The sequence below is a fragment of the Gardnerella sp. DNF01157 genome (assembly GCF_049244225.1).
Lineage (GTDB): Bacteria > Actinomycetota > Actinomycetes > Actinomycetales > Bifidobacteriaceae > Bifidobacterium > Bifidobacterium leopoldii.
The window spans coordinates 801875-822036 of sequence record NZ_CP058388.1; the positions used below are offsets into that span (position 1 = coordinate 801875).

A 20162-nucleotide genomic window follows, 5' to 3' on the forward strand; every position below is an offset into this window, starting at 1 on the left:
GAAGAACTATGATGTTTGCTGAGAATAGTGCCCTATATGGTAGAAAGAAGGATGGTGAATAACATGGGAAGTATTGTTTTAGAATTACAGAATGAAATTGTGTCATCAAATTGCGATGTTGTTAATATATTACGCAAAGCACATTTGATTGCATCAAAATTAAAGCTTAATGATTTTGATCAATGGATTAAACACGAATTAAATGGTTATCCTGACCCAGAATCTTGCCCTGAGTACAGAAAGGTTCGTGGAAGTTTAAAAACTTTCAATCCTTATCGCGGTTGGATTCCAACCTCAATACAGGATAATGAATACGAAAAAAAGATTTGTGAAAGAAAGTTAGTAAATTCAATTTCTGAAATCATTTCTTTATGTCAGTCCTCAGGAAATGTATTAACTTTAGATTTTTCAGGCGAACAACTTGCATTGTTTGATAAAATGGCTGATTCGCTACCTCCAATGGATTATGCATTACATGTACCTACAACTGCAGTTAAAGACATTGAAGAAAAAGTCAAAAATACTATTTTAGAATGGACATTGAAATTAGAATCGGAAGGTATTGTAGGGGAAAATATGGTTTTCTCTGAGAATGAAAAAGAATCCGCAGTGAACATGCCGCAAACCGTGAATAATTATTACGGGAATACAAGTGTGATCAATTCGCCATCCGATAATGTACAGATAGTGTCTGGAAGTGAGAATACAGTTACATTTTCCTATGATAAAGTTAAGGATGTAGTTGATGCCGTTGAAAAAAGTATTAGTGAATCTGATTTATCAAAAGAGGATATAGAAACCGCAACAGAATTATTAGCTGACATCAAATTAAAAATTGAAGAAGAGAAGAAACCGCATATTTTAAAATCAGCATTGGTTGGACTAAAAGACTTTTTAATTAATACAGGTGCCAGCGTTACTGCAGTGTTAATACAAGCTCAAATACAAGGTTTGTTCTAAAAATCTCAAATACTATTTCGGTATCTGAGTATAAGAAAACGGCCACACAGAGTATCTCTACTCTTGTATGGTCGTTTTATTTCTTATGTTCCCGCTTAAAGGCTTTCAGTTGGTTTTCTTTTAATCCCTTACTGAACACTCCTTTTATTACGGAATTTCTTATAAAATAACGAATTTTTTACGATATTAATATTATCTGCTATAATTAGGAAGGTTGAGGTTTCACGATGGCCGCGGTCACAATGTTCATTCGGAGTGACTGAGGAACTTCCGGGCTCCACAGAGCACAATGGCGGATAACGTCCGCCCAGGGCGACCTGAGAGATAGCGCAACAGAGAATAGACCGCCTGAGCGTTTCGTTCGGGTAAGGGTGAAACGGCGGCGTAAGAGACCACCGGGCTTCTGGCAACAGTAAGCCGCATGGCAAGCCTCATTGGGAGCAAGGTCAAGCAGAAGACGCTTTAGAGCTGCTCGCTCAAGTCTTCGGGTAGACTGCTAGAGTTTGGCGGTAACGTCAAATCGAGATGGATGGCCATCCGCATGCACTTGTGTATGCGACAAAACCCGGGGTATGTGAAACCTCATCAACTCAACCAAATAGCATATTTTCAACTTATATCGCTGATTTTTGGAGCGAAAGAAAAATCAGAGAATACTGCTAAACACTTATTAAACGACGAATCTAAATCAATTTTTACGTTTGAATTATCAACTACTCCGCATGTTTGCATACCAGCTTGCTGAGCTGAACATAAAGCTGTAGCAGAATCTTCAAAAACTACACATTTAGCTGGATCTGCTTTAAGTTGATTAGCTATATCGATATAAGTTTTAGGACTATGCTTACCTTTTTCAGATAAATCTTCTCCAAAATGAAGAAAATCAAAACAATCAAAAATACCAACTCTTTTTAAAGCTGGAATACACAAGCGTTTAGAAAGGGTTGTGGCAAGAAAAAGCTTTACACCATTAGAATGCAAATAATGCACATATTCATACGCGCCTTTTCTTAGCGGAAGATGATTAGCATAAGCGTCAAAAGCCATATCTGACCACTCCTTCATCAAAGCTTCAGGAGCATCAGTGAACCCGTAATTTTTAATAACATATTCTGCAATTTGTCTAGGATTCATTGTTGCAGTTGTACTAGCAAAGATTGAGGGAACGCTCATACCACGTTTCGCAAAACTTACTCGATCAATATCATCCCAAACGCTTAAAGAATCAAGTAATGTGCCGTCAAAATCAAAAATCGCTGCAACAATAGACGAATTATTTTGTAAATCCATCAATGATCTTCCTACTTGCATTCAATAGTTCACGAGCATGTTCTAGTGAAGTTTTTGATTCACTTCCATCAAGCATCCTAGCAATCTCTTGTTCACGCATCAAATCATTAAGCTCAATAACAGAAGTATTTGCAACTTTAGCAAAAGAGCTATTCTCGCTATTATCGCCATTTTCAACAAGATTTTTTTGTACTGCAAATTGTACATCTGCAAAAGAAGCAACCTGAGCTAAATGAGTAACAACAATAACTTGAGCATGTTTAGAAAGTTGAGCCAAACGTTTACCTAGCTCTACTGCCGCAACACCACCAACACCAGAATCTACTTCGTCGAAAATAAATGTCATATTTTCTTCGTCGCAATCTGTCAACTTCGCAATAACAAGCTCAATTGCAAGCATAAGCCTACTTAATTCACCACCAGAAGCACTTTTGCTCATCGGCAAATCTGAAGAAGCAGGAAATGGTCGGAACAAAAACTCTACATCATCACATCCGTTAGCATCAAGCGGAATAGAACCAGATAAATCTTCGCAACGCTTATTTACAGTGATAATTAATTGAGCACCTGGCATAGCCAAAGAGTTTAATTCTTCACTAACTAAAGTGCCAAAATCATGAGCTGCATTTAAACGAGTTTTATATAATTCTTCAGCAAGTTTAAGAGCATCATCATATCGTTGAGCACATTTAGCACGCGCTTTGGCAATAGCTTCAGGAGAATCATCTAAATCTTCAAGTTCAAACTGAGCTTTTTCGGACCAATCAAGTACATCATCTAATGTTGGCCCCCACCTACGAGTTAAATCAGTAAGATCATGAATACGAGAATTTAAATCATCTAAATCTTTTTCACTTACATCAATATCCAACTGTTGAGCAAGCTGCATTACAATATCGTCAAGTTGAGCATGAATATCGTCAAGTTGATTTGCAATAGAATTGAAAGAATCATCTACACGAATATTTCGTAATGCTTGAGAAGCTTTATCTACAAGAAAACAAGCATCTTCAGATGATTCTGAAGCACCATAATCTATTTGACTGGAATCAAGGGATGCGAGCGCAATGCTCACTGCTTTGACAATTTGAGCAGAATTCTCAATTCTTTCTCTTTTTGCGCGCAATTCCTTATCTTCATTAGGGAGAGGATTCACATCTCGTATTCGCGCTAATGATTCTCTAAGGTAATCTGCACGTTGCCGTGAAGAAGACGCTTGATTTTCTAGTCGGTTACATGTTTCTTTAGCATCTTTCCACGCTTGATACGCACATGCGTATTGCTTAAGTAATTCACTATTTTTAGATACAGTATCAAGCAATTCGCGTTGTTTTGAATTTGTTGCTATGCGTAATTGGTCACTTTGTCCATGAATCACTATCAATCGAGAACATACTTGTTCAAGAACTGTTTTTGGTACTGCGAAACCAGAAATTGTTGCTCTTGAACGACCTTCTTGTGGTACTGTTCTAGAAACATACATATCTGATTTATTTTCGTCATTTTCTGAAGGCTCTAATTCAATACCGGATTTGCCAACAGCATCTACTAATTCACTTGTTTTAGGAATACTAAATATGCCTTGGACCCACGCTTCTTTAGCATTTGGAGAAATCCTTGCAACTTCTGCTTTCGATCCAGAAATAAGCTTGATAGCACTTAAAAGCATTGACTTTCCGGCACCTGTTTCGCCCGTAATAGCTGTCATGTGAGACGAAGGAGTAATAAGCGCATGTGAAATTGGCCCAAGATTACGTATTTCTAACTCTTCAAGCACGCTGTACCTCGTTTTATAAATGCTATATTTAATATTATTTTCTACTTAAATAATTCATTTTAAAGAATTATTATTGTGCTCACGCCATCCAACTATTGGCAAATCAAATTTTGTAACTAAACGCTTCGTAAAAGGAGCGCCAGAAAGTCTAGCTAATAATAGCTCATCTTTTGATTGACGAACTTGAATCCTTGATCCCTGAGGGAGCGCACGCTGTCTTCTACCGTCGCAACAAATCCAACCTCCAGAAGACGATTCATTAAGAATGTCAATAGTAAAAGTAGAACCGGCACCAATAATTAGAGGACGCGCAAAAAGAGCATGAGCAGCTAATGGCACTAATTGCAATGCTTCTACATTTGGCCACATAATTGATCCACCTGCTGAAAATGCGTAAGCTGTAGAACCAGTAGGAGTTGAAACTATTACACCATCGCAACCAAAAGATGACATTTCAACATCGTCTACTCGTATTGAAAGTTCTACCATTCGACCTCTGTCTTCGCGATCAAGAGTTATATCGTTCAACGCCCAATCACTTAAAGGCTCGCTTTCGCCAGGAAGCCACACATCTACATGAGCTTCCATTCTCCTGTCAATAGTGTAATCCTTGTTTGCAATCCTACGAATAGCATCATTAATTTGAAAACTTTCAAATTCTGCCAAAAAACCAACATGGCCAAGATTTATGCCGATAATTGGAACAGTAGTACAATGCACTAACTCAGCAGCCTGAAGCATGGTGCCATCTCCCCCTAGCACCACAACTATTTCTGTATTTTCGTCAACTATACGAGTAGTTTTTTTAGCAAAATCAGACACAGAAGCACTGTTGAATACGTCAACAACGAATCCAGCTTTAATAAGTTGAGTCTTGACTTGATTTACCACATTACTGTGAACATCAATCCTAGCGTGAGTAACTACAAGAGCACGACGAGCCGCCGAAGCGGAATTAGTATCGAAATGTTCCTGCATATACAGCCCCTTCGTACTGTTTAAACACAACTACTACTATTGTAATTGTTAGGATACATATTGAAAAATGTTAAACATTCAATGATTAACTTATTTCTTATTTCTCGTAACGCGCATAAAGAAGATACTCCGTATTGCCATGTGTTCCTTCAATAGGAGATTCACAAGAGGAGATAACCTTTAGACCGTTTTGATTTGCACAACTTTTTATTGTTTCTAAAGCTTTAATTTTTAAAGTTTCGTCAGTTACTATTCCACCTTTTCCAAGGTTTCCTTTTCCTACTTCAAATTGCGGCTTAACTAAAAGCACAATATCTGCATGCAATTGAGCTATTCTAGAAATTACTGGAATAACAAGCGTTAGAGAAATAAAAGAAACGTCAGAAACTATAAGATTTGGCTTATATGGCAAGTTTTCTTCGTACACATTTCGAATATTTACACCGCTCATTTCAATTACATGTGAATTGTTAGCTATTTTTGGATGCAATTGACCATGACCAACATCTAAAGCTATTACAGAATGAACGCCTCTTTGCAAAAGAACGTCGCAAAAACCGCCCGTTGATGCACCTATATCTAGAGCTTTAGTTGATTTGGAAGTAGTTAAACCATTTTTAGAAAACGCTTCGAAAGCACCTTCTAACTTAAGCGCTCCGCGAGAAACGTATCTAATACAAGATTGCGTATTTTTTGATTCATCGATTGTTATTGCATGTGAATTGTTTACTAAAAATGAGGATTTTGTAATATTTCGATTGTCAACACTCACTACGCCAGCATGAATTAAACGCTGAGCAGTTGTCCTACTTTCTGCTAAACCACGACTAACCAAAGCACAATCTAAACGTTGTGAAATATTGTTATTTGAAAGTTTACTTAAATCCTCATTCACAGTCATAAGGAAAACTCCGGAAGAGTATAATTTTCCATATTTTCACCGCAATCTTGCAAACTCCATGCCAGCGCACAAGCAGCTCTCAAAGCATTGCAATCGTTGGTGTTATTAACTTCAATAATATTATTATTCACAACTCTTGCTATAGCATCTTCACAAGTAAAAGTAGTACCGTTAACGCGTTCAGGAGCATTATGAGATTCGTTTAATCCTCGCAAGTCTTTAGAAACAAAACTTGGACGCAAATGTTTTGGTGCAAGCATAAGCATGCAAGGATCTGTAACTCCAGTAAGAACAAGCAGAGAAGCATAGCCTCCTCTTGTCCCAGCCTCAATATCAGTATCTAAACGATCTCCAACTGCTAATGAATGCTCAATACTAATTACAGGATTCCCATACTCGTCTTTTTCAGTGTATTCTTCACATTCAGAATCATCATGCTTAGCATTAGCAGCAACCAAAAACCTTGCTTCATCATACATTGCAGATTCTGGTTTTCCAGCAGACGAAATAGGCTCCACACCCGTAGCATTAATAACAGCTTGAATCATGGAACCGCATCCAGGAGCAATACCATGCTCTCTTGGAATAGTTAAGTCGCGGTTAGTAACGAAATATTTTGCACCATGCTCAACAGCGAAAGAAACTTCCGCCATTTCTTGCCAAGTCATTTGAGGATACCAGCCTTGAATAACAGCTTTAGGGTTATCTTCGCACGAATCTACTAGTTGTAATCCTACGCGTTGCACTTCTTGACGCAAATGTTCAGCGCCGAGAACAAGAACTTTAGATCCTTTCTCAACATTGCGAGCTACCATTCTTGCTGCAACAACAGAAGACGTTATAATCTGCCATGGTTCTACTTTTAAGCCAAAACTTTCCAGTTGTTTTGCAACAACAGATTGGAAACGCGAAGAATTATTAGTTGTGTATTCAATTGCCATTCCATTTTTTTGCGCAAACAAAATGGAATCAGACGCATATTCAACAGCATTTCCACCACGATATACAACACCATCTAAATCAAGCAGTGCTAGACGAAATGCATCGCTTAACGGACGATTACATGAAGAAAAATTCTTTTTCGTTTCAACTTGCATACTATACCTCATTTAAGTTTGCTAAACACTGCACTTAATTTAGATTCAAATTTTATTAAGCCTATTTTATAAATATCAACTCTTAAAGCAGCAAGTGCCTGGCTTACTTAAAAGCAGCCGGGCGCAAATATTCAAATGTTACGAACTACTCTTCGTCAGCGTGAACAGCACTCATCTCGATAGTATCCGTATTATCCGCATTCTCAGAGTTACTTGTCTCTTCTGAGTCTTCTAAATCTTCAGAATCTTCAGTTACTTCAGATTCTTCATCAGATTCTTCATCAGGAGCAAATTGAGCATCATCTTCACTCATGCCAATTTCATCCATCATGTCATCATTCAAATGCTCTAAATCATAGTCGATAACAATATCATCAGGATTTATATCTTCGTCATCAACATCTGCATACTGTTGCTCAAGCTTATCAAGCAAAGACTCTAATTCAATTGCTTCGTCACTACGACCGGCTTCTTCCAAGAAGTATTGTTCTGCTTGAACTGCACGCATACGATACTCCCCAGGAAGACCCTTTGAACGACCCATTGCATGAACCAATTCAATAGCCTTATCAGCATGACCAGTATCAGCCAAAACGCCTGCATAAACGAGGAACATTTCGGCTTTTACTTCTCCTCTTAAGGTTTTTGCTTCATCTGACATGCAAATTTCTAAAGCCTTATCTAGATTTCCCATACCGCGCTCGCAATCGGCAATAAATGGCAAATAATCAAGGTAGCCATTCATTCGCATTGCAGTGCGGAATTCCTTAGAAGCAAGCTTGTAATCGCCCTGACGATAGGCCACAAAAGCTAAAGTTTCGCGAGCAAAATCAATACGAGAAGCTTGCTTAGCAGCCCACTTTGCATGTTCTAATGCAAGTTCAGGATTTTCTTCTTGCAAAGTATAGGCTGCAAGAATATGAAGACCAATATTTTCAGCATGCTCTTTTGAAAGACCGCGCAAACGCTCGCGATCTTCTTTAGAAAGCATTGCCCATTCCAAACCTTTTGGCATCTTAGGCTCACCAGGGCGGCGTGCTGTATAAGGATTTTGAGATGGATAAGAAACAGTTCCGTCAGAATTGCGGCGTGGACCATCTTCAAAGCGGAAGTTACTACGCGAATTTGTGCGACGGTCATCTATACGATTGTCACGACGATCAAAACGACGCTCATTATCTCTGCGCTCATCGCGACGATCGTCTCTGCGATCATCACGGAAGCCACCCTTAGAGCCTTTATGGAAATCTTTATGGAAATCGCCATTGCGATGGTTCTCACGACGATTATCCCTGCGATCGTCACGATGGTTAAAACGATGCTCACCATCAAACTTCTTGTAGCGTGGGTTGCCACCTTCTTCACCAGAATGTTCAAAATCTCTAGAGCGACGATCATCTATACGATCAAAATGACGGTTACGATCAAAGCGACGATCATTATCGCGATTCTCTGAGCGGAATCCGTCCTTCTTAAAACCATTCTTCTTAAAACCACCGCGACGGTCATCTTTACGATCGTCATGACGGTTAAAACGATGATCACCATCACGCTTTACGCCAGAGCGGAAGCTCTCTTCACGGTCATCATCATTACGGCGGAAACCACCCTTCTTAAAACCGCCTTTATGGAAACCATCTTTATGGAAACCGCCGCGACGCTCGCTACTTTTACTACCATTGCGATGACCAAATCCGCCACGTTCACCAAAAGATTTCTTACCACTCCGCGAGTGTTCGCGTTCTTCGCCCATTCTGGCATACCTCTCATCTATGTGCAATTTTATTACAAAATCACATTTTAATTATATTCATAAAACAACTAAACATCTGCTGTAAGCAAGCTATAGCATACATCAAGCAGCAAGCTTACAACAGATGTATTTTTTAATAAATCACAAACATTTATTAAGCGCGCTCTACGGCACCGATAGCTTTCTTGCCGCGGCGAAGCAAAGCGAAACGACCGTGCAAGAAAGAGCCCTCACTTAACACATCGTCGACACCACTTACACGTTCATTATTTAGATACAAACCGCCTGCTTCAATAGCGCGACGAGCTTCGGAAACAGTGCGGAATAGACCTGCGGCAACTGCAGCCTCAACAACACGATCTGCAACTTTAGCCTTAGCGAAATCTAAACTACCGTCTTCAGCCTTAACCTTAACGCCATCTAGAGCAGCTTCAAGAGTCTGCTCATCAATATTGCAAAGATCACCACGTCCAAACAAAGCGGAAGAAGCTTCAATAGCCTGGTTCGTTAAATCTTCACCGTGAACGAAACTTGTAACTTCCCACGCAAGCACGCGCTGAGCTTCACGACTTCCAGGATCATCCTGAATTTGCTGAGCCAAACGCTCAATTTCATCTTTTGGCAAGAAAGTGAACACTTTAAGCAACTTAACAACTTCATCATCAGGCTGATTGAACCAGAACTGGTAGAAGCGATAAGGACTAAGCATAGAAGGATCAAGCCACATGGCGTTACCTTCTGACTTACCAAACTTACGACCTTGATTATCTGTAATAATTGGGCTAGTAAACACATTTACGGATGCGCCACGAACCTTACGAATCAAATCCATGCCGGAAGTGAGATTACCCCACTGATCCGAACCACCAAGTTGCAAAGTTACGTTGTAATTATCAAACAAGTACAAGAAGTCGTTGCCTTGCAAAACTTGATAGCTAAACTCAGCAAAAGAAATACCTTCATCGGAATTTAAGCGACGAGCAACAATATCCTTAGAAAGCATTGTGCCAACACGGAAATTCTTACCAACATCACGCAAGAAGTCGATAGCAGACATCTTAGAAACCCAGTCGTAATTGCTGACAAAACGAACAGGATTTTCACCATCAAGAGGCAAAATTCTGCCAATCTGCTTACGCAAACGTTCAGCCCAGCCAGCCACAATATCTTTAGAATTAAGAGTGCGTTCTCCGCTTTGACGAGGGTCACCAATCAAACCAGTGGCACCACCAACTAAAGCAATAGGATGGTGACCTGCAGCCTGCAAGTGGCGCATATTAATGAGCTGCACAAGATTACCAATATGCAATGAAGCAGCAGTAGGATCGTAACCGCAATAATACGTTAATGGTTCTCCGTCAAGCGCTTGAGCAAGTTGCTGCTCATCAGTAGATTGTGAAATTAATCCACGCCACTTAAGCTCTTCAAACAAAGAAGCAAAACCTGCTTCCTTGTAGTTCCTGACCTGAGCCATTCGTATCTCCTTAATACAGAATACCGATAAATATCGGGCGCTTTGCGCGTCCACAAGCCTTTCAATTTTTGCAGCACATGACGACACGCATAATAAAAAGTGCCAAATATCATAACGTACGATACTTGGCACTATAACGTTACAGCTAATAATCTAATTTTAAAATTATTTTATAGACGAAATATAAGCAGAACCATCGCTTTTCGAATTTGCAAATTTATAATAATTATCCATTGCGTTTTCAGCCTCTACAATTTGCTCTTTAACTCGCACGAAGGCTGTACCGCCACGACCGCATCTGGCAGACACAGATCCAGCACTAGTCAATATTGTTCTAATATTCGCAATTTCTTCGCTATCAACAAAACCGCTTAGAATATTTGAAAAATCATCATCGCTTAAATCAGCAAGATCTCCCCCAATTTCCTCAGCTCGCTTTACACACAAACCAGACAAAGTATGAGCATTACGGAATGGAACACCCATTTTTACAAGCCATTCTGCAATATCTGTAGCAAGAGCGAAACCAGTAGAAGACTGTTCATAAAGTCTATTTAGATCAAATTTCATAGTTTCTACCATTCCAGCAAAAGCTGGAAGCATCACTTCTAAAGTGTCAATTTGATCAAAAACAGCTTCTTTATCTTCCTGCAAATCGCGAGCATAAGCAGTAGGAAGACCTTTAAGAGTTGCCATTAAACCAGTTAAATCGCCTATTAATCTACCAGCTTTACCGCGAGCAAGTTCTGCAATATCTGGATTCTTTTTTTGAGGCATAATCGATGAGCCAGTTGAATAAGCATCATCTAAACGAACAAATGCAAATTCTTGAGTATTCCAAATAATAATTTCTTCACTTAATCGTGATATATCAACGCCAACCATTGCTGCAATGAATGAAAATTCTGCAACTAAGTCTCTACTTGCAGTTGCGTCTATAGAATTAGCGCAAACTTTTGAAAAACCAAGCTCTTTAGCTACTTCTTCTGGATTAAGACCAAGAGTATTGCCTGCCAAAGCGCCTGCTCCATAAGGGCTTTCATCTGCACGCAAATCCCAATCTATGAAGCGATTTACATCTCGTAAAAGCGGCCAAACATGTGCCATTAACTGATGCGCAAGCAAAATTGGTTGAGCATGTTGCATATGAGTGCGACCCGGCATCACCGCGTCTTTTGCATTTTTTGATTGATTCAGCAACGCTTGGCAAACTGACAACAATAATGATGCAATAATGCGCGCATGCCTACGCAAAAACATACGTATTAAAGCTGCAATTTGATCATTTCTAGAGCGACCTGCACGAAGCTTTCCGCCAAGCTCATTTCCAGCAATTTCAAGTAAACCGCGCTCTAACGCTGTAGCTTCATCTTCATCTTCCTCAATGGGTGCGAAAGTTCCGTCATCTACATGCTTTTGCAATTCATCTAATGCACAAGATAAATCAGCATACTCTTTTTCGTTAAGAAGACCTGCACGATGCAACGCATGCGCATGAGCTCTAGAACCAGCAATATCATCATCCGCTAATCGCCAATCAAATTGTGTGGACTTGCTTAGTTTCGCTAGCTCTGCTGAAGGACCTGAACTAAATCGTCCACCCCACAATGCAATAGGGTGATTAGTATTATTAGTTTCATTATTTTCTAGTTCTGCGGCTGCTGCTTTTGTTGCATCGTGCATAGTTTATTACCTTTATATCTTTTTATATATCGTATTAGTTGTTGTTTGCAACGCGCATATCTCTTGCTGCTGCAACCTTGCTAGACAATCCGTAGATTTCAATGAATCCATTGGAAGCACGCTGATCAAATGTATCTGAAGAATCATATGTTGCTAAATTAAAGTCATACAATGATTCATCAGAACGGCGTCCAGTAACTACAGCTTTGCCAGCATACATAGTCATTCGAATTTCTCCAGAAACATGCTCTTGAGTTTCATTAATAAATGCGTTAAGAGAACGCACAACTGGAGAGAACCACTGACCATCATAGACAAATTCAGCCCACTTTTTATCAAGAGCACGCTTTAACCTGTGCTGCTCACGCTCCAGGCAGCAATTTTCAAGCTCTTGGTGTGCAACAATTAAAGCTTGAGCACCTGGAACTTCGTACAATTCGCGAGATTTAATTCCTACAAGACGATCTTCAATAATATCGATTCGTCCAATTCCTTGCGCTCCAGCTCTTGCATTCATTTCTTCAATTGCTTGCAAAGGCGTTACGCTATGACCGTCAATTGCGACTGGAATACCTTCTTCAAAAGTAATTGTAACTTCATCCGGTTCTTGAGATTCAAGAGGATTTTGCGTATAAGAGTAGCACTCTTCAGTCGGAGCATTCCATGGATCTTCTAGGAAACCGGTTTCAATTGCACGACCCCACACGTTTTGGTCGATCGAATATGGGCTTTTCTTGCTCTGTTCAATTGGAAGCTTATGCTTGTTAGCGAACTCTATTTCAACATCACGAGTAAGTGACAAGTCTCGAATTGGGCTAATAGCTTTTAATTCTGGATCCAAAGATTGGATTGCAACTTCAAAACGAACCTGATCGTTTCCTTTACCTGTGCAACCGTGCGCAATTGTGTCTGCATCAAATTGATGAGCTGCATTCACTAAGTGTCGAGTAATCAAAGGCCTAGAAAGAGCAGAAACCAATGGATACACGTCTTCATACATTGCGTTAGCTTTTAATGCAAGCATGCAATAGTTATCTGCGAATTCTTCGCGAGCATCGACAACATATGCTTCAACTGCACCACAAGCCAAAGCACGATTTTTAATTACTTCAAGCGCTTCACCGCCCTGACCAACGTTTAGTGACACAGCTACAACGTCTTGACCTGTTTGCTCTTTAAGGTATGGAATTGCTACAGAAGTATCGAGGCCACCTGAATACGCCAAGACAATACGTTTTTTATTAGTCATAGTGACCTCCCAGGTCATGTATTGAATAAATAAACAATAAAGAGCATATTATACATATAAAATAAAATCAACAGATGCGCTAAAAAATTATTATATTTTTATCATCTTTGAAGAGTTATTATAAAATATAAAAAATATATCAATTATAGTTATACATATAAAAACGCGCGCAGCTCAGCAATGCACTGCACGCGTATAAATTCTTTTCGTTACTGCAAATTTTTCTAATATAATATTTATTTAAATAGCCACAATATTTCTTAATAAATTGTTTAACGAGAAGCTACTGAAAGCATCCAATTTGCTCGATTTTCAGCTTCTTCATTTGAAACACAAACCATAATAACAGTATCATCTCCAGCAACTGATCCTAAAATACCTTTCAAAGGCTGACGATCTATAACACTTGCAACGTATTGTGCAGCGCCGGATGGAGTGTGAATAACAACAATATTATTTGCATGCCCAACTTCAGTGACAAGACCTGCTAAAGTGCGAGCAACTTGCTGATCAATTCGCACAGTATCCATAGCATGACGATTGCCAGTACCATCGCCAAGCACATACGCAATCCTGCCATCCGTCAATCGAATTTTAACGGCATTTAACTCATCTAAATCTCGGCTCAAAGTAGCTTGAGTAACATTAAAACCATGACGCGCCAACACTTTAGCGAGTTGAGATTGAGAAGTAATCACTTCTGCCAGTAACGCTTGTTCAATAGCGTTTAAACGCGCTGCTTTTGTTGCAGGACGTTGCTGTTTTATTGACACTTCGTTATTTGATTCTGCATCCGTTTCTGGATTCATCATAGTTTTATCAAAACCTTTCATAAACATATTTTCAATTAAATATATACGAATATGTGTATACATATCTACATGCATAAAAAATTATTTATGTGTTCTTCGTCACACATATCTATTATGCATGAAAACGCTAGATTCTCATTAAAAAATGAATGTTACTTTACATAAAAAGAAAAAAGAGTCAATAATGCAATAAATGCGATTATGCATACTATTATTAGAACGTATGCACAATCGCATTAATTAAAATATATTATATTTTACACTCGCAAAGTTGCGTGCAAGACTTCAGCAGCATCCGTAATCTTCTTACGAACTTCTTCCATCTCTTCGCCAGAAAGCGTTCTATCATTTGCTCGGAACGTTACAGAATAAGCAAGAGAACGCAAGCCTTCTCCAAGCTGTTCACCCTCATACACATCGAACAACTCAACAGATTCAAGCAAATCTCCAGCAGACTTTTCAATAGCAGACTGCAATTCATTCGCCTTCAACTCAATTGGTGCAGTGAAAGCAAAATCTTGCTTTACAGGAGGGAAAGTTGAAATTGGTTTAGCTTGAACAGGCTTCATAAGCATATTCTTAAACAATTCAGTTAGATCAAGCTCGAATGCTGCAGAATGCTTAGGCAAATCTAATGCTTCACAAACATGCGGATGCAATTCGCCAACAACACCGAGATTGACGCTTGAACCATCTTCAGCAAGAACACAAACTTGAGCACTACGACCAGGATGCCAAGAAGATGGAGCATCTTGAGCTTTAAACTGTTCGAGAATGAACTTAACACCAATTCTCTTACCAACTCGCTGGAGTGCTTCAACAGCATCACTCCAATCGACATCTCTATGAGTACCAAGCCAACCAGTTTCTTCAGCATGACCAGTTAGCAAAGCAGCAACATGCAAAGGTTGTTCCGGTAATCCAGCATCCAGCGCAGCAAGTTCAGCATTAGAAGGTCTAACAGAACCAGGTAATGCAGGAATTGCAGGAGCATTTGGATCGCTAAAGTACACATGACCAAGCTCATACATGGAAATATCTGTTAAACCACGATGAAGATTGCGTCGAACAGTGCCAGCCAAAGTCATCAAAACAGAACGACGAAGCCAAGGTCTGTCTCCAGCCAAAGGATTAGCAATACGAACACTTACTTCAGCAACTTCGTCCACATTTTGGCGGAAAGCCTTAATGTCTTCTTCACCAACAAATGGATAACTTAAAGATTCAACAAAACCAGTTTCTGCTAACTCATAAGCAATAGCTCGCCTAGTTTGCTGTTGCGTGGTTAAACCGGTTCGACCAGTAACAGGAACTGCAGGAACCTTAACAGGAATCTCATCATATCCAATAAGTCGAGCGATTTCTTCTACTAGATCGCAAGGCTCATTCAAATCAGGACGCCAAGTTGGAGGAAGAACGGAGAAGGATCCATTGCCACCACCAGCAACAGAGCAACCAATATCGGTAAGAATATCGCTAATGCGATTCAAATCAACTTCCAAACCAGCAACTCGCTGCACTTCATTAGCTTTAAACACAATCACATTTCGCGACTGAGTATTATTAACATCACACGGCGATGTAGATGGCTTAGCTCCACCAAACTGTTCCAAAAGATTCGCAGCCATTTGCGCAGCTGCTGGCTGCAATTGAGTATCAACGCCACGTTCAAAACGACGAGAAGCCTCAGAAGGAATCTTATGTCGTCTAGCAGTGCGAGCAATTGAAACAGGATCAAAGTGAGCTGCCTCAATCAAAATATTTTTCGTTTCACTCGTAACTTCGCCGTACATGCCTCCCATAACACCTGCTAAGCCAAGCACGCGTGAACCGTGGTTTCCATGAGGAGAATCGCAAATAACTAAATCCTCAACATGCAATTCATGATCTTTGCCATCCAAAGTCGTAAGATGTTCGCCCTCATGTGCACGGCGAACTACAATTGGACCTTCAATTTTGTCCAAATCATAAGCATGAAGAGGTTGACCCAAATCAAGCATGACATAATTAGTGATATCAACAGCAAGAGAGATGCTGCGCATACCTGCACGCGTTAAACGACGCTGCATCCAACGTGGGCTTGCACAAGTGGAGTCAAAACCATGTACAGCACGCGCATAATATCGATCACAACCAGGTACACCATGAATTGGATTAGTATCTTCAATGCTCACGTCAATATCTGAAGTCTTGTGACCTTCATCATTAATTTGCGATACCTGCTCATTCAACTTTGAAACAGGATCCGTATAAACAGCACCAGTTGAATGATGATATTCGCGAGCAACACCACGATAAGAGAAAGCATAACCACGATCAGGCGTTATATTAATCTCCAAAATCGGCTTATTAAGATGCAACAACTCCATTACATCATCGCCAGGCTTCAACTCATCATATTCAGCCTTAGAAAAGCCATATTCACGCAACAAAATAATGCCATTGTGGCTATCTCCCAAACCAAGCTCACGCTCTGAAGCACACATACCGTCAGAAATATGACCGTAAGTCTTGCGCGGCTCAATCTTAAAATCTCCAGGCAGAACAGCACCAGGAAGAGTTACAACAACCTTTTCACCAGCAGCCATATTAGGAGCACCGCAAATAATGCCACGAGGAACTTTTTTACCGTTTTCGTCAACATCGTTGTATTTATCTCCGACATCAACATGGCACCAATTAATAGTTTTGCCATTTTTCTGCGGTTCAGGAGTTGCGTCAACTACGTAACCGACAACAATTGGACCGGTAACTTGAGAAGTGTGAATCTCTTCTTCCTCTAAACCAACACGAACTAAATCTTTAGCAAGCTGTTCGTATGTTAAACCTTCTGGCACTTCAACATGATCTTTAAGCCAGTCAATATCTACCATTGGCATGAGTTTTACTCCCCCATCACAAACTGTTCACTGAAGCGCTTATCGCCTTCAACCAAATCATGCATATCGTTAATGTCATGTCGAAGTAGCAAAGTTCGCTCCAAACCTACTCCGAAAGCAAAACCAGTATAAACTTCTGGATCTAAACCAGCAGATTTAAGGACATTAGGATTCACCATTCCGCATCCGCCCCATTCAATCCAGCCTGGACCGCCCTTTTTATCCGGGAACCAAAGATCCAGCTCAGCACTAGGCTCAGTAAATGGGAAGTAGCTTGGTCGCAAACGGCTCTTTGCATCTGGACCAAACATAGCAACAGCCAAACGATCGAGAACACCCTTTAAATCAGCCATTGTTAAATGCTTATCCACAGCCAAAGCTTCACATTGATGGAAAACTGGAGTATGCGTTGCATCCAGTTCATCAGTGCGGAACACTCTACCAGGAGAAGCAATATACAGAGGAACTCCACGCTCAATTAACGCACGTACTTGATCAGAAGAAGTTTGCGTGCGCAAAACCATATTTGAACCAACAAAGCCTGCGGCATCCTTAGCTTGATTTCCTTGAACGTAGAAAGTATCTTGCATTTGACGCGCAGGATGATCCGGTCCAAAGTTCAATGCATCGAAATCAAACCATTCAGTTTCAACTTCTGGACCCGCAGAAATCTGCCAACCCATAGACACAAAGAAGTCTTCAAAATCTTCAATAATACGAGCAATAGGATGACGAGCACCTAAAGGCTTACGATTAATTGGAAGAGTCATATCTACAGTCTCTGCAGAAAGCATGTTAGCTTCTTCAACGGCTTTAATTCGCTCTGTAGCTTCTGCAAAAGCTCGACCAAAATCAGCTCGCAAAGTTGACATTACCTTGCCAACTTCCTTCTTTTGATCTGCAGGCAAAGAACCAATTGCTTTGCTTGCAACAGTCATCACTGACTGTGCGCCAGCATACTTAGTTTTAACAGCCTTCAGTTCTTCCATAGTTTGAGCAGCTGTAACGCTAGCAATACCTTCTTTTACTGCTTTAGTTACAGCTTTAATATCGAATGGCTTATTATCGGTCACAGCACCCTTCCTATCTGTGTTATACGTATTCATTGTTTATATACGATATTGCAAAATATTGCCCAAAGCTATATTTTTCGCTCATGACTCGACATAGCCAAGCCCATAAGCATTACTGCTGCACTTGTTGCAAGGTTCATTGATTCTGCTTTTCCATATATTGGAATTATTGAAATATCATCAACCTGTTGCAATACTTCTTTAGGTAAGCCTCTAGCTTCATTGCCAAATAAAATAGCCAAAGAACTGCTAATAACCTCGGAATTGACTAAAATTTTTGGAAATGGCACAGGTTTAATCTTGTCAGTTCCGTAAATATCAGCTGCAATAATTCGAATATTTGATTTTGCAGCGCATTCGAACCAGTCTTGAACGCTTAATTGCACTACAGGAAGATGAAATAGTGAACCTGCAGTCGAACGCACAAGCTTAGAATTCCAACGACTTACGCAATCATCAACAAAAACAACAGCATCGCATCCAGCAACATCTGCAACGCGAATAATAGCACCAGCATTGCCAGGATCTCTTACCTGCCAGCAAGCTGCAATACGAAGAGGCTTAAAATCGTTTTTTGATTTTACTTGTGCTGATTGTTGCAAATTTTTAAACTCACTAAAATAGATATCATCTAAAGATTTCGAATTAGCAACCGCAACAATTCCCTGTGAATCAGCACTAATTTTTTGCATAATACTCGGTTCAACAGGATGAACATAACAAGATCGAGATAAAGCTTCTTTAACTATTTCCCGCAAAGAAGAAAATTGTGAACTTTCCTTTTCATTACCTTCACAAGCATCTTTAGTAACATAAATATCACATAACGAATCTGTGGCATAACGTACAGCTTCGCGCACACTTTGCGGACCTTCAACTAAAAAACGCTGCAAATCATGCGACTTTGCGCGACCTAAAGAAACGAGTCTGCGCACGCGCTCACTGTGAGTATTATCAATTAGTTCTTTTAACGGCATAAATATAACTTTACTTCAAAAACGATTACGACACAGGAAATACACATTCACATATTTATGCAAACCTGCCACATTCATTGCAACAAAACTTGTAAATAAGCAAAACCTTATAAACTCTATTCATGATGCTCTGAAGCACTGGAAGTTGTATAGCCTTTAGGCTCAAGTTGAAAAGTAGTGTGAGACACAGAAACAGGAAAATGTTCGCGTAAGCAGTCCTGAAGCTGAGAAAGCACATGAGAGCATTGAGACATTGTCATATTAGGATCCACAACGACATGTGCCATAAAAATCGGCATACCAGTAGAGACAGTACTAGCGTGCAAATCATGAACTGCAAGAACATGAGGAACATGCTCTAGATGTTCACGAACTTTGTTTAAATCAAGACCTTCAGGAGTCTGCTCAAGAAGAACCTTAACAGCATTCTTAAGAAGCTTTAGCGCACGTGGAATCATAAGAAGCGCAATAATACCGCCAGCTAAAGCATCAAAACCTGCCCAACCTGTGCTCATCATTACAATAGCTGAAACTACGACTGCAACAGATCCAAGAGCATCGTTCATAACCTCAAGAAAAGCAGCACGCATATTCATATTGTCTTGCGATTGAGACATAAGAATTACAAGAGAGCCTAAATTCGCAGCTAAGCCAAGAATACCAAAGAATAGAAGCTGATTTACATCATGAATGCCTTGATGACCACTACCAAAAAGACGCATTCCAGCTTCAACAAGAGCATACACTCCTACAAGCAGTAAAATAAGAGCTCCCGCAGCAGCTGTAATAACCTCAAGACGCGCCCAGCCCCACGTACGCTTACTATTTGGACGACGACGCATAAGAATTGCAGTAACTGTTGAAGCTGCAAGAACTGAAATGTCTGTAAGCATATGACCTGCGTCTATAAGCAGCGACAAAGAATTAGTTAGAAAAGAACCAATTACCTCAGCAAAAAACACAGTTGCAGTAAGAGAAAGCGTAAGAAGCAAACGATGCTGATGTGCATGACTTGCGTGAATTGCGGCTGCTTGGGAAGCTGCGTTGGCGTTATTGTAATGAGTATCGAAAGAGTTGACATTTGCATTCACACTGCTTGAGCGTGAACCAGTGCCGTTAGTTTGAATTACATCGTTATGATTATGCACTTTCCAGCCTCCTAAAATATTAAAATATTTGGGCGATATCGTTTCTCAATATCATTCGCATTTTGCCGTATACGCAATGAACCCCAGCCTAAGCCGGGGTTCACTATTATC

General features: G+C 40.1%; 15 protein-coding genes and 1 other RNA gene. 2 read left to right on the forward strand and 14 right to left on the reverse strand.

Translation table 11 applies throughout. From position 1 onward, the window contains the following. The first annotated feature begins 36 nt into the window (after positions 1 to 36). Complete coding sequence (locus tag HXT38_RS02985) at positions 37 to 960, forward strand: ABC transporter substrate-binding protein (RefSeq protein WP_421791589.1); 924 nt, start codon at positions 37 to 39, stop codon at positions 958 to 960. A 215-nt stretch (positions 961 to 1175) separates the two neighbouring features. Further along, positions 1176 to 1549: RNase P RNA component class A (gene rnpB / locus HXT38_RS02990), an RNA gene on the forward strand. Positions 1550 to 1569: 20 nt separating this feature from the next. Here the strand turns inward: rnpB and HXT38_RS02995 are convergent. The 14 genes from HXT38_RS02995 to HXT38_RS03060 form a co-directional block, all read right to left on the reverse strand. Continuing rightward, complete coding sequence (locus HXT38_RS02995; RefSeq protein ID WP_004106804.1) at positions 1570 to 2250, reverse strand: HAD family hydrolase; 681 nt, start codon at positions 2248 to 2250, stop codon at positions 1570 to 1572. Next, the gene (gene recN, locus HXT38_RS03000; protein ID WP_421791591.1) at positions 2234 to 4027 is read right to left on the reverse strand and encodes a DNA repair protein RecN; all 1794 of its coding nucleotides are present in this window, start codon (positions 4025 to 4027) and stop codon (positions 2234 to 2236) included. Before recN ends, HXT38_RS02995 begins: the two co-directional genes overlap by 17 nt. 54 nt (positions 4028 to 4081) lie before the next feature. Further along, a complete protein-coding gene (locus HXT38_RS03005; RefSeq protein WP_112928631.1) occupies positions 4082 to 5005 on the reverse strand; it encodes an NAD kinase in 924 nt (307 codons plus the stop codon). A 97-nt stretch (positions 5006 to 5102) separates the two neighbouring features. Beyond that, positions 5103 to 5906, reverse strand: a complete 804-nt coding sequence (locus HXT38_RS03010) for a TlyA family RNA methyltransferase (protein WP_004119418.1) — start codon at positions 5904 to 5906, stop codon at positions 5103 to 5105. Next, the gene (locus HXT38_RS03015; RefSeq protein WP_415688482.1) at positions 5903 to 7003 is read right to left on the reverse strand and encodes an HAD-IIA family hydrolase; all 1101 of its coding nucleotides are present in this window, start codon (positions 7001 to 7003) and stop codon (positions 5903 to 5905) included. The genes HXT38_RS03010 and HXT38_RS03015 overlap by 4 nt, the downstream gene beginning before the upstream one ends. A gap of 145 nt (positions 7004 to 7148) precedes the next feature. Then, a complete protein-coding gene (locus tag HXT38_RS03020; RefSeq protein WP_415688481.1) occupies positions 7149 to 8756 on the reverse strand; it encodes a hypothetical protein in 1608 nt (535 codons plus the stop codon). Positions 8757 to 8910: 154 nt separating this feature from the next. Next, positions 8911 to 10230: a tyrosine--tRNA ligase gene (tyrS, locus tag HXT38_RS03025; protein WP_004119411.1), complete on the reverse strand. Its 1320-nt coding sequence runs from the start codon at positions 10228 to 10230 to the stop codon at positions 8911 to 8913. Positions 10231 to 10395: 165 nt separating this feature from the next. Then, on the reverse strand, positions 10396 to 11913 hold the full coding sequence (gene argH / locus HXT38_RS03030) for an argininosuccinate lyase (protein ID WP_415688480.1): 1518 nt from the start codon (positions 11911 to 11913) through the stop codon (positions 10396 to 10398). 34 nt (positions 11914 to 11947) lie between these two features. After that, the gene (locus HXT38_RS03035; RefSeq protein ID WP_116442694.1) at positions 11948 to 13162 is read right to left on the reverse strand and encodes an argininosuccinate synthase; all 1215 of its coding nucleotides are present in this window, start codon (positions 13160 to 13162) and stop codon (positions 11948 to 11950) included. Between the two features lie 272 nt (positions 13163 to 13434). Beyond that, the gene (locus HXT38_RS03040; RefSeq protein WP_032842537.1) at positions 13435 to 13974 is read right to left on the reverse strand and encodes an arginine repressor; all 540 of its coding nucleotides are present in this window, start codon (positions 13972 to 13974) and stop codon (positions 13435 to 13437) included. A 257-nt stretch (positions 13975 to 14231) separates the two neighbouring features. Further along, positions 14232 to 16853 carry a phenylalanine--tRNA ligase subunit beta gene (gene pheT, locus HXT38_RS03045; protein WP_116442693.1) on the reverse strand — a complete coding sequence of 874 codons (2622 nt, stop codon included), beginning with the start codon at positions 16851 to 16853 and terminating at the stop codon, positions 14232 to 14234. A gap of 5 nt (positions 16854 to 16858) precedes the next feature. Further along, positions 16859 to 17959, reverse strand: coding sequence for a phenylalanine--tRNA ligase subunit alpha (gene pheS, locus HXT38_RS03050; protein ID WP_116973279.1), 1101 nt, complete (start codon positions 17957 to 17959; stop codon positions 16859 to 16861). A gap of 35 nt (positions 17960 to 17994) precedes the next feature. Beyond that, positions 17995 to 18903, reverse strand: coding sequence for a TrmH family RNA methyltransferase (locus tag HXT38_RS03055; RefSeq protein ID WP_410294522.1), 909 nt, complete (start codon positions 18901 to 18903; stop codon positions 17995 to 17997). A 116-nt stretch (positions 18904 to 19019) separates the two neighbouring features. Beyond that, the gene (locus tag HXT38_RS03060) at positions 19020 to 20051 is read right to left on the reverse strand and encodes a cation diffusion facilitator family transporter (protein ID WP_410294523.1); all 1032 of its coding nucleotides are present in this window, start codon (positions 20049 to 20051) and stop codon (positions 19020 to 19022) included. Between the last annotated feature and the right edge of the window lie 111 nt (positions 20052 to 20162).

Coding starts and splice junctions, on each gene's coding strand:
- HXT38_RS03055 (WP_410294522.1), bottom strand. CDS start 18,903: ATGCCGTTAAAAGAACTAATTGATAATACTCACAGTGAGCGCGTGCGC.
- argH (WP_415688480.1), bottom strand. CDS start 11,913: ATGCACGATGCAACAAAAGCAGCAGCCGCAGAACTAGAAAATAATGAA.
- HXT38_RS03010 (WP_004119418.1), bottom strand. CDS start 5,906: ATGACTGTGAATGAGGATTTAAGTAAACTTTCAAATAACAATATTTCA.
- HXT38_RS02995 (WP_004106804.1), bottom strand. CDS start 2,250: ATGGATTTACAAAATAATTCGTCTATTGTTGCAGCGATTTTTGATTTT.
- HXT38_RS03015 (WP_415688482.1), bottom strand. CDS start 7,003: ATGCAAGTTGAAACGAAAAAGAATTTTTCTTCATGTAATCGTCCGTTA.
- HXT38_RS03040 (WP_032842537.1), bottom strand. CDS start 13,974: ATGATGAATCCAGAAACGGATGCAGAATCAAATAACGAAGTGTCAATA.
- pheT (WP_116442693.1), bottom strand. CDS start 16,853: ATGCCAATGGTAGATATTGACTGGCTTAAAGATCATGTTGAAGTGCCA.
- tyrS (WP_004119411.1), bottom strand. CDS start 10,230: ATGGCTCAGGTCAGGAACTACAAGGAAGCAGGTTTTGCTTCTTTGTTT.
- HXT38_RS02985 (WP_421791589.1), top strand. CDS start 37: ATGGTAGAAAGAAGGATGGTGAATAACATGGGAAGTATTGTTTTAGAA.
- HXT38_RS03005 (WP_112928631.1), bottom strand. CDS start 5,005: ATGCAGGAACATTTCGATACTAATTCCGCTTCGGCGGCTCGTCGTGCT.
- HXT38_RS03035 (WP_116442694.1), bottom strand. CDS start 13,162: ATGACTAATAAAAAACGTATTGTCTTGGCGTATTCAGGTGGCCTCGAT.
- HXT38_RS03020 (WP_415688481.1), bottom strand. CDS start 8,756: ATGGGCGAAGAACGCGAACACTCGCGGAGTGGTAAGAAATCTTTTGGT.
- pheS (WP_116973279.1), bottom strand. CDS start 17,959: ATGAATACGTATAACACAGATAGGAAGGGTGCTGTGACCGATAATAAG.